This window comes from Flavobacterium sp. A45 (assembly GCF_002001005.1).
Taxonomy (GTDB): domain Bacteria; phylum Bacteroidota; class Bacteroidia; order Flavobacteriales; family Flavobacteriaceae; genus Flavobacterium.
On record NZ_MUNX01000005.1, the window covers coordinates 1 to 431 of the forward strand.

Genomic DNA, 431 nt, shown 5'->3' on the forward strand with positions numbered 1-431 from the left:
GGAACGGTACGGATTATACAACGAATCAGACAGGAACAAGATTCCCAGGAGCAGACGGTTGTACTGCAGATCAAGTGTTGAACTTGACTGTAACACCAAAACCTGCAGATATAGTAACGAATCAAACGATTTGTTCGGGAGCGACCTTCACATGGAACGGTACGGATTATACAACGAATCAGACAGGAACAAGATTCCCAGGAGCAGACGGTTGTACGGCAGATCAAGTGTTGAACTTGACTGTAACGCCAAAACCTGCAGATATAGTAACGAATCAAACCATTTGTTCGGGAGAGACTTACAGATGGAACGGTACGGATTATACAACGAATCAGACAGGAACAAGATTCCCAGGAGCAGACGGTTGTACGGCAGATCAAGTGTTGAACTTGACTGTAACACCAAAACCTGCAGATATAGTAACGAATCAA

1 protein-coding gene is annotated in these 431 nt (G+C 44.3%); it reads left to right on the forward strand.

The window, feature by feature from the left end; all coding sequences use genetic code 11:
- On the forward strand, positions 1-431 hold a 431-nt coding region (locus B0E44_RS18670; protein WP_165688741.1), incomplete at both ends, for a hypothetical protein.